The organism is Vogesella oryzagri (assembly GCF_040148885.1).
GTDB classification, from domain to species: domain Bacteria; phylum Pseudomonadota; class Gammaproteobacteria; order Burkholderiales; family Chromobacteriaceae; genus Vogesella; species Vogesella oryzagri.
Window position 1 is genome coordinate 368228 of record NZ_JBEFLD010000005.1, and the last position, 9886, is coordinate 378113.

Annotated in this window: 10 protein-coding genes and 2 rRNA genes; 1 reads left to right on the plus strand and 11 read right to left on the minus strand. The window is 62.8% G+C overall.

Annotation, left to right across the window (positions count from 1 at the left end):
- Positions 1 to 99: 99 nt before the first annotated feature.
- Positions 100 to 717 carry a LysE/ArgO family amino acid transporter gene (locus ABNW52_RS11890; RefSeq protein WP_349587974.1) on the minus strand — a complete coding sequence of 206 codons (618 nt, stop codon included), beginning with the start codon at positions 715 to 717 and terminating at the stop codon, positions 100 to 102.
- Between the two features lie 58 nt (positions 718 to 775).
- Positions 776 to 1036: a hypothetical protein gene (locus ABNW52_RS11895; protein ID WP_349587977.1), complete on the minus strand. Its 261-nt coding sequence runs from the start codon at positions 1034 to 1036 to the stop codon at positions 776 to 778.
- Positions 1037 to 1253: 217 nt separating this feature from the next.
- On the opposite strand from ABNW52_RS11895, the gene ABNW52_RS11900 reads away from it, so the two are divergent.
- A complete protein-coding gene (locus ABNW52_RS11900) occupies positions 1254 to 2426 on the plus strand; it encodes a helix-turn-helix transcriptional regulator (protein ID WP_349587980.1) in 1173 nt (390 codons plus the stop codon).
- A 90-nt stretch (positions 2427 to 2516) separates the two neighbouring features.
- On the opposite strand, the gene ABNW52_RS11905 is transcribed toward ABNW52_RS11900, so the two are convergent.
- The 9 genes from ABNW52_RS11905 to rrf (ABNW52_RS18620) all read right to left on the minus strand — a co-directional run.
- The gene (locus tag ABNW52_RS11905) at positions 2517 to 3281 is read right to left on the minus strand and encodes a hypothetical protein (protein ID WP_349587983.1); all 765 of its coding nucleotides are present in this window, start codon (positions 3279 to 3281) and stop codon (positions 2517 to 2519) included.
- Between the two features lie 218 nt (positions 3282 to 3499).
- Positions 3500 to 5461 carry a PhoX family protein gene (locus ABNW52_RS11910; protein WP_349587987.1) on the minus strand — a complete coding sequence of 654 codons (1962 nt, stop codon included), beginning with the start codon at positions 5459 to 5461 and terminating at the stop codon, positions 3500 to 3502.
- A 100-nt stretch (positions 5462 to 5561) separates the two neighbouring features.
- Positions 5562 to 6356 (minus strand): YoaK family protein, encoded by a 795-nt coding sequence (locus ABNW52_RS11915; protein WP_349587989.1) that lies wholly within the window; start codon positions 6354 to 6356, stop codon positions 5562 to 5564.
- Between the two features lie 60 nt (positions 6357 to 6416).
- A complete protein-coding gene (locus ABNW52_RS11920) occupies positions 6417 to 7298 on the minus strand; it encodes an SPOR domain-containing protein (RefSeq protein ID WP_349587992.1) in 882 nt (293 codons plus the stop codon).
- Complete coding sequence (locus tag ABNW52_RS11925) at positions 7298 to 8008, minus strand: type III pantothenate kinase (RefSeq protein WP_349587995.1); 711 nt, start codon at positions 8006 to 8008, stop codon at positions 7298 to 7300. The genes ABNW52_RS11920 and ABNW52_RS11925 overlap by 1 nt, the downstream gene beginning before the upstream one ends.
- Entirely contained in the window at positions 8005 to 8970 is a 966-nt protein-coding gene (locus ABNW52_RS11930) for a biotin--[acetyl-CoA-carboxylase] ligase (protein WP_349587998.1), read from the minus strand. Before ABNW52_RS11930 ends, ABNW52_RS11925 begins: the two co-directional genes overlap by 4 nt.
- A complete protein-coding gene (rfaE2, locus tag ABNW52_RS11935; RefSeq protein ID WP_349588001.1) occupies positions 8967 to 9464 on the minus strand; it encodes a D-glycero-beta-D-manno-heptose 1-phosphate adenylyltransferase in 498 nt (165 codons plus the stop codon). The genes ABNW52_RS11930 and rfaE2 overlap by 4 nt, the downstream gene beginning before the upstream one ends.
- A gap of 144 nt (positions 9465 to 9608) precedes the next feature.
- Positions 9609 to 9721, minus strand: a 5S ribosomal RNA gene (gene rrf / locus ABNW52_RS11940).
- A gap of 79 nt (positions 9722 to 9800) precedes the next feature.
- Positions 9801 to 9886 (minus strand): 5S ribosomal RNA (rrf, locus tag ABNW52_RS18620); the annotation flags it as partial.

The window sequence follows — 9886 nt, forward strand, 5'->3', positions numbered from 1 at the left end:
TGGCGCACCCCGCGGCACGCAGGGCGCAGTGTGCCGTGTTGCTCCCCATGCCGCAAGCGGCACACGCCGCCAGTGTCGTGATGGCCGCCGGCACCACAATCAGATCGCGCCAGACCGCCCCAGCAACATACCCGCAGTCAACAGCATGATGCTGCCGATCGCAATATCCAGCAGCCGCCAGCTGCCCGGGCGCTGGAACCACGGTGCCAGCCTGCCGGCGCCAAACCCCACCGTAAAGAACCACATCACCGATGCGGCCAACGCCCCCAGCATGAATGGCAATCGCCCCTGGGCACCGTGCATGACGGACATGCTACCAATCAGGACGACGGTATCCAGCCACACATACGGATTGAGCAACGTCACCAGCAACAGATTGCGGATCACCCCGTTGCGGCACAGCCTGGCATCCTGCTGCAGTTGCAGCGCCTTGCCGACAAACGCAGCGTGAAACGACTGGTAGCTCAACCACAGCATCAGCCCGGCGCCACACCACACCAGCAGGCTGGTCAATGACGGCAAGCTGGCCAGCAACCGGCCAACGCCAAATACCCCCAGGCTGATCAGCAACACATCACAGGCAATGCAAATCAGCACGATGGTCAGGACATGTTGCCGCGCCAGCCCCTGCCGCAACACAAAAGCATTCTGCGGCCCGATGCCGACAATCTGGCTGGCCGCCAATGAAAACGCCGAAAAGAAAACCTGACTGCTCACTGCACACTCTCCTGTTAGCAACGCCCCGGCCACTCATCAGCGCCGGGGCATGGGCAGATCAACCTTCGGTTTCGGCAAACGTGCGGACATCCATCAGCCAGCCATCCGCTTTTGCGCCCTTCCAGCGCTTCAGATACTTCTTGTAATCCGCCGCGGACGCCTGCTTGCCGGCGACCTCCGCGTACTGCTGCAAGAATTCGGCTTGCGCCAGCGGCTTGTAGGTCTTGTTGGCCGCAATACGGTTTGCCGCCGACGGGTCCGCCATCCCCGCTTGCGCCGCCAGCAGCATTGCCACACCCAGCATCCACAGCTTTTTCATTTCCGTTCTCCCTGATGTCACCAGTCGCCATACCGCCCCATCGCCAATCCGACAGGGCAAAAATTGTCATTGGCAATTTAATAGGCATTATTTGATCTTTCATCATCACTTTTGATGAGGAAACCTTTAAGCTTCTGTGACAAAAGAAAACCATCAGTGACATCAATAAAACTGCGGCAAAAAAGATCGCAGCCATTGAAACCAAAGGGAGATCGCAGTGCTCACTGCAGAAACACGGGACAGTGTCATCGTCGGCCTGTACGACTCGGTACTGGACACATCGCAAGCACTGCCAGCCATTGAACGGCTCAACAGCTGGCTGGACTGTGACGGCATCCACATCATTGGCTGGTCCAGCCGCCTGCAAAGCTTTTCCATCAATCTGGCCAGCCGGCAAATTGCCAACCATGCGGGGAGTTACGATAACTACTATCGGCAAATCGACCCACGTTGGCCGCAGGTTTCGCGTCTGCCGGTTGGCCAGATCCTGGCCTGTCATGATTTTTGCGACGACCGCTTTGTCGATCGCAGCGAGTTCTTTCAGGATTTGATGATCCCGCGTGGCTACCGCTACACCCTCGGCGGCAACATTTTCAAGGACGATTCCGAAGAGGTGGCCATTGCCATCAACTACGCCTTGGGGCGGGACAAGTTCAGTGACGACAAGCGTCAAACGCTGAGCCAGCTGATGCCGCACCTGGGGAGCTGGCTGCGGCAACTGCGCCACACCGAAACGCTGCGCCGCGCCGCCTGGGCCGGTGAAACCGGCCTGGAGGGCATGGAACAGGGCGTGGTGCTGCTGAATGCAGAGCGCCGCATCCTGTACCTGAACAAACTGGCCGAGCGCTTCTTCCCCACCCATCCCGGCAGCGAACGCGGCCAACATGCGCTGCAGGAGTCGCGGCAGATCGACGATGCCATCCGCCGCGTGCAGCTCAGTCGCCAGCCGGAAAACCTGCTCGCCACGCCACGCCGGCACCCCGAACAACCCTGCGTCATCAACATCCTGCCGGTACCGCAAGCCGGCTACAGCCACGGTGTATTGTTGCCGGGCTTCACCAGCCGCGAAGAGTTGGCCGCACACGCCGGCCGCAGTCACCCGCAAGGGCTGAACCTGCATCCGCGCGGCGACGTGATCCTGCTGATCCGCCCCAAGCACCGCCAGACTGCGGCCAGCGCCACCTCACTGGCCGAGCTGTTCGAGCTGACCGTGGCCGAAAGCCGCCTCGCCCGCGCACTGGCGCTGGGGGCAAGCGCCGAAGACTATGCGCAGGAGAACGGCGTCAGCATCAATACCGTACGCAGCCAGATTCGCGCGCTGCTGGCCAAGACCGGCGAGGACAGCCTGCAGGATTTGCTGCGCTTGCTGGCGCTGTTGCCGGGGGTGTAACTGCCGGAAGCACAGCGAGTTTCCTGTTCACCTCCAGCATGACAAAGCCCGGCAATTGCCGGGCTTTGTCATAGCAAACCATCTCGCGATCTAGAAGCGCATCCCCAGGTTGATACCCAGTTCCTTGGTCTTGTTGTCCGGCTCGTAGGTGTCCAGTACGACCTCGGAATCCCGAATGTGCCAGGTGCGCATGTACGGAGTGATCAGCCACTCGGTTTTACCGCTGGTCTTGGCAAACTCCAGGCTCAGATCGTAGCCACTGCCCTTGTTCTGGGTATGCGTCAGTGTGCCGGAGGTCAGTTTCGAGTCCTGCTGGCCGTCCAGCAGATACTTGTACTTGAACGCTGGCGTCATGCTCCAGCCACCATCCAGCTGGGTCGGGCGCTCCATGCTGAAGATCGCATAATCCAGCGTGTTTTCACGACGATAGCCAGTGGGGGTCTTGTCCAGATGATCTTCCAGGTAGCGGCTGCCGATACCCAACCCCAGCTTCACACCATCCCAATCTGGCACCAGCCGCTTGTAGCTGGCGGCAAACTCCCAAGTACGACGCTTGATGCTGCTGACCTTCAGCGAACCATACGGATCCGCCTGTTGTGCGGCCCCGGTATAGTCGGAATTACCACGCGCATAGCGCCCTTCCAGCAGCACTTCGTCCAGCGGACTGGTGCTGATGATGATGGCGCCGTTCAGGCCGGTCATGTTGGCCTCTTCCTTCATGAACGGCTGGCTGTTGACGGTTTCCTTGTAGGTCTCGTTGTAGGCTTCCACCCCCAGCTGGTATTTGACAGTCGCGGCGGAGGCCACGGTACTTCCGGCCAGCAGCAGGCTGGCGGCAATCATGTGGTAGTTCATTTTTTTATCCTGAGTGTGCCAGTGCGTCTGGCGTATCCGGTTCGATAACGGGTACTCGATATTGCCAAACCCACACCGATTTTTCACCTGACATAAATCAAAAATCGCCACTTGTTGCGCCGCAACAACCACATGAATGAACCACAACGGCACGCTGGACGCCAGCACAAACAAAACCGCCCTGCAATGCAGGGCGGTTGTCCAGGTACACGACCGGTTTAGCTGCCGATCACGCCGCCATCCAGCTTGCGCACCACCACGGTGGCGGCACGCGGGCGGCCGGCAGTCGGGCCATCCGGCCAGCTGGAGATCGCGGTCGGCTTGGCCGGGTCGTTGCGCTCGGAGTCCGGCTCGCCCGGGTGCTGGATGTTGACGAACATGGTCTTGTTGTCCGGGGTAAACGCCAGGCCGGTGATTTCGCAACCGTTCGGGCCGGTAAGGAAGCGGCGGAACTCGCCACTTTCCGGCACCACCGCCACCATCTGGTTGTTACCCATGCCCTTGTATTCCTTCATGTTCACCGTGGAGGTGGACACGTCGGTCTGCACCCACAGCACGCCGTTGTGGTCGAATTTCAGGCCGTCCGGGCTGCCGAAGGCATCGCCCTTGATATTGCCGACATGCTCCGCCTTGCCGGCATCCGGGCGACCGGCCAGCACGAAAATGTCCCACTTGAAGCCGGCGGCAGTGGCATCGCCACCGTTTTCGTTCCAGCGAATGATGTGGCCGAACAGGTTGCTGTTGCGCGGGTTGGCCGCATCGGTGCCCGGTTTGCCGTCCTTGCCGCGATCGCTGTTGTTGGTCAGCGTGCAGTACACCTCGCCCGGCTTGTGACTGTGCACGGCGATCCACTCCGGGCGGTCCATCTTGGTGGCACCGAGAATGTCCGCCGCCATGCGCGCCTTGATCACCACGTCGCCCTGATCGGCAAAGCCCTTGTCGACGGTGAGACCGTGCTGGCCATGCACCAGCGGCAGCCACTGGCCGCTGCCGTCGGCATCGAAGCGCGCCACGTACAGCGTACCCTCTTCCAGCAGCTGCATATTGGCCTTGCGGTTGTTCGGGTGGTACTTGTTCTTGGAGACGAACTTGTAGATGTATTCGAAGCGCTGGTCATCACCCATGTACACCACAGCGTGGCCGGACGGGGCGATGGTCACGGTGGCGCCTTCGTGCTTGAAGCGGCCGAGCGCAGTGCGCTTAACCGGCTTGGCCTTGGGGTCGAACGGGTCGATTTCCACCACCCAACCAAAGCGGTTGGCTTCGTTCGGGTTCAACTGCAAGTCGAAGCGGAAGTCTTCCCACGCCCAGCGATAGCCGGCGTCCTTGTTGCTGATGCCGTAGCGCTTTTCCAGCTCGGTGAGGTTGCCGGATTCGTTGACGAACACGCCGTCGAAGTTTTCTTCACAGGTCAGGTAGGTGCCCCACGGCGTCGGGCCGCTGGCGCAGTTCTGGAAGGTACCGAGGATTTCCACGCCTTGCGGATCGGCCTCGGTTTTCATCAGCGCATTGCCGCGTGCCGGGCCGCCGATGGCGATCGGGGTATTGGCGGTGATGCGGCGTGCGTATTTGGACGGGCGCACCACTTGCCAGCCCTTGGCGGTGGCTTCCACCTCGATGACGGACACCCCCACCGCGGCCTGGGCCTTTTTCACCTTGTCGCCGTTCCACGGCTGCATGCCGCCGACGTGCAGCAGGCCGTCATCGGTGTATTCGTGGTTGATGGCCATCAGTCCGTGCTTGGAGCCGGTAGCGCCCAGCGGCAGCGGGAAGTAGGCCATGCCGTCGTGGTGCATGCCGGCCTGTAGCGCCTGCTCGGCGGCAGTATTGGACGCATCCTGCTTGAAAGCCGGCATATTGCCGGCGATGCCCACCGGGTCGCCCCAGGCGTACAACACCTCGGCTACGTAGCCGTCCGGCACCACTACCTTGTCGGCAAAACCAAACGGCACCGGCTTGAAGCCCAGCTGCGGCGTCTTGTGTGCAAATGGCAGCGGCGCCGCCTCGGCCAGCGCGGCAAAGCTGCCGGCCAGCACGCCGGCAAGCCCGGCGGCGCTGGAGCCCTTGAGCAGGCCGCGGCGGGAAAAACGTGCTTCCAGCACATCGGAAAGCAGCGGATTGGCAGATTGGTTGGCCGCGGCTTCGACACCGTGGTGTTTGATTTTGTAGCTGTCGGACATGGTGACCTCGTTGGATGGCAAGCAGTGGTTTGAGCGCTGCCAACCATAAGTGATCAACATGACAGCCAGATCAAGCCGTCATGACAAAACCATGGCAAGTTCATGACAGTTCGGTGGATGAGCGCCCTGTACGTTGGCCGCGCCACCAGCGCCAGCGCAGCTTCAGGTCGTACCACAACGGACGCAGCCCCAGCAGCAACAGAAACAGCGCCAACGGCACGCTGAAGCTGTAGCCCAGATGCTTGAAGCCCAGCGCCCCCACCACGCCGCCGACGAAGAAGCAGCCCAGAATCCACAGGTAGATCTGCAGCCGCTCGCGGTTGGCGCGCACCTCCGGCACCTTGCCGCTGCCACCGCGGTTGATGTAGCTGGCCTTGGCCAGTTCGATGCCGATATCGGTGGCAATGCCGGTCATATGCGTGCTGCGCAACAAGCCGCCGGACAGCTTGGTGACGATGGTGTTGTGCATGCCCATGATGAAACACAGCAGCAGCACGATCGGCGGGGCAAAGAAATCCGGAGCGATGGCCAGCGCGGCACCGGCCAGGCCAAACAGCAGCAGCAAGGCAGCTTCTTCTAGCAGCGAGACACCGTAGCCGCTGCGCAGGCGCTGCCGCCGCGCCCAGTTGATTAGCCAGGCGGCATGCGCGGCACCGGCAATGAAACTCAGCAGCGAGGCCAATGCGGCCAACGTCGCGCCGACATCGCCCAGCACCAGGTTGTCCGCCATTGCCGACACCACCCCGGACACATGCGAGGTGTAGCGCTGCACCGCCAGAAAGCCGCCGGCATTGAGCGCGCCGGCGATAAACGCCATGGCGCCGCCCAACAGCCAGGTCAGCGGCTCGCGATACAGGCTGCGGCTACGGACGCGTTGGTCCAGTAGACGGGTCAAGTGCTGTCGGCGCATGGTAGGCCATAAAAAAGGCAGGCCGTAATGGCCTGCCAGTGGGAGTTAGCGGCAATCCTGCAGCGGAATGCCCGGCAACAAGCGCTGTTGCAGCGCCTTCAGCCGCGCCAGCGTGGCCTCGTCCAGCGCCTTGAAGCTCAGCGTGGTGATGCGGGCATGCTCGCCACGCACATCCAGCTTGGCCTTGTCGTAGCCAGCCGTCTTCAGGCGCTGCAACAGCGCCTGCGCAGCATCCAGCTTGCTGAACAGCCCCAGCGACAAATGGTTCTTGAACGCGCCATCGGTTTTCACGATGTAGCTGTCGAAACCCTTGCTGCGCAATTCGGACACCAGGGTCTGCGTCTCGGCCTGGGTCGCCAGCGGCGGGTAGAACACCCAAATGCGGCCAGAGCCACGCAGTTCTTCCTTCACGCTGGCGGCCGGCGCGGTGGCCAGTTGCAATGACGGCAGGCCGCCCTGCACCCGCTCCAGCTGTTTCGGATCCAGCGGCCCCCAGTTACGGCACAGGTTGGCCGCAACCTTGGCAGTCGCCTGCTTGGCATCCGCCGGGTTGAGCGGTGCAGCCGGTTGGCCGTCCACCGCTTTGGCCGGTGCCAACGGCGGCGTCACACTCTGGGCGACGGCGGGCTTGGCGACGGTTTTCGGTGGCACAGCCGCAGGCTGCGACGCCCCCTTGTCCGCTGCCGGCTTGGCCACCGCCGGCGCCGATGCCGGCTGTGCCAGTGGCGCGGACGCGGTTTCCGCCAGCGGCGCACTGGCCATGGCGGACGATGCCAGTTGCGGCGGCTGCCAGTCCGGCGGCAGCAGTTTCAGCTGCGCCGCGTTGACTTCCTGCGCCTTCAGGTCCCGTTCCGGTTTTTGTTTGATCAGCGCGTATAACCCCGCGAACAGGTTGAGCACCAGCAGTGCCCCCAATAGCCACTTCATCAGCAGTCTGCCACGCTAGCTAAGCCATAAAGCACCAGATTATCCACCATCCGCGCCTCCGGCGGGAGGGCCGCCGCCAATCGTTCGGCATCGCCGCCGGTGAGCAGCAGTTGCGGCGGGCGCCCGGTGTGCGCCGCCAGCCGCTGCTGCATGCGCAGGATGGCGCCACACAAGGCATCGATGGCCCCCGATGCCAAGGCATCCTCGGTGCCCTGCGGAAAATCGCAGACCTGGCCGGCCGCGCGATCCAGGTTGGCGGTATTCTGCGCCAGCGACTGCAGCATCAGCCGGTAGCCGGGCAGGATCAGGCCGCCCAGATAGTCACCTTCCGCCGTCAATGCCTCCACCGTCAGCGCCGTGCCGGCACAGGCCACCACTACATCGGTTGCATACAAGCGGCGGGCGCCCAGCACCGCCAGCCAGCGGTCGGCGCCCTGCTCCGCCACGTTGCGATAATGGTTGCGCACGCCGAGTGCCGCCGGCTGCGCACGCTGCCATTGCACCGGCAGTGGTGCGGCCTGCTCGATCTGCTGCCGCACCTGGGTGTGCGCCACGTTGGCCGCATACACCGCCGTTACCGCCAGCCCACGCCAGTCATCCGCCAGCCGCGACAGCACGTCATGTGCCAGCGCCGTCACCGGTCCGAGCTGCGCGCCATCCCACAGCGCCCATTTCACCCGGCTGTTGCCGGCGTCGATCAGCAGCTTCATGGCGCCGCCCGCAGGCTGACTTCACCGACATGGAACACGCGGGGCCCGGCGGCAGTAGCCACCTGCAGTGCACCGTGATCATCCACCCCCAGTGCCACGCCTTCTACCGGCTCGCCGTGGCTGAAACGCAGCAGCACCGGCTGCTGCAGGAATGCCGCGCAAGCAGTCCATTCGGCATGGAAAGCGGCAAAGCCGTCGCGGTCAAACGTGGCCAACACGTCGGCCAATTGGTTCAACAATTCCGCCAGCAAGGCGTTGCGGCCAACCTGGTAACCGGCATCTGCCAGGTTGGCGACCGGCTGGTCCACCTCGCCCGGCGATGCCATGTTGAGGCCGATGCCGATGACCACGGCCGCCGGCCCCAACGCATCGCCCGACAACTCGATCAGGATGCCCGCCAGTTTGCGGCCATCCAGCAGTACGTCATTCGGCCACTTCAGCTGCACCGGCACGTCAAAGCTGCGCAAGGCGCGCACCATGGCCACGCCCACCACCAACGACAGACCGGCCAGACCGGACAAGCCACGCTCGAAGCGCCACAGCGCCGAGAAAGTAAGGCCGGCGCCCAGCGGCATCTGCCAGCGCCGCCCCAGACGGCCACGGCCAGCGGTCTGCCGCTCCGCCGCCAGCACCAGGCCATGCGGCGCACCCTGCGCCGCACGCGTCATCAGCTGGGTATTGGACGAGTCGATCTCGTCGGCGGTGGCCAGCGTCCACACGTTGGCCGCAAGCTCGTTCAGCCCGGCACGCACGCGCGTCACCTCCAGCAGTTCGAATGGCTGCGGCAGGCGATAGCCCTGGCCTCGAACACTGAACACGGTGATGCCGAACTCGCTCTCCAGCTTGTGCACCGCCTGCCAGATCAGCGTGCGCGAACAGCCCTGTGCCTGCGCCATGTCCTCACCGGAATGGAAACGCCCATCCGCCAGCTGGCGCAGCACGGCAAATGCAAGGTCGTTCATTGGCCGTCCACGGTACGAATTTTCTTGATGGTCGCCGTGGTGGAGGTATCAAACAGGAAGGGAATCGAGTGCACCTCGCCGCCACGGACCAGGGTTTCGGCACTGCCGACGATCTTGTCTACAGCCCAGTCGCCACCTTTTACCAGCACGTCCGGCTGCACCAGTTCGATAAGCTCTGCCGGGGTGTCGCTGTCAAACCAGGTCACCAGGCTGACACTTTCCAGCGCCGCCAACACCGCCGCCCGGTTCAGCTCGTTATTGATCGGGCGGTCGTCGCCCTTGCCCTGCCGCTTCACCGAGGCATCGGTATTCAGCCCCAACACCAGACTGGCACCCAGCGCGCGGGCCTGCGCCAGATAGGTCACATGGCCGCGGTGCAGGATATCGAAACAGCCATTGGTAAACACGATGGGGCGCGGCAATGCGGCCAACCTTGCCGCCAATTGCTGCGGCGGGCAGATTTTGTCTTCAAACGCAGGGGTGGGATACGGCATGACAATACTCTCGGCAGATGCCGGCCACAGGGCCGGCGCAAGGTGATAAGCAAACGGGAGGATACCATCGGCCATCCGGCCATCCCAGACACAACGCGACAAATGCAAAAAGCCCAGACGCATGTCTGGGCTTTTTTTATGGGGCTCTGGCGATGTCCTACTTTCACACGGGTATCCGCACTATCATCGGCGCTAGAGTGTTTCACGGTCCTGTTCGGAATGGGAAGGCGTGGGGCCACTCTGCTATGGTCACCAGAAAAACTGGTCGTTTACCGGCAATCGGCCGGGTAAACCTAAGCCCAGCTTGATCTCTCAAGCTGGGCTGTTTGTGGGGGAGTCTGGCGGTGTCCTACTTTCACACAGGTATCTGCACTATCATCGGCGCTAAGGCGTTTCACGGTCCTGTTCGGAATGGGAAGGCG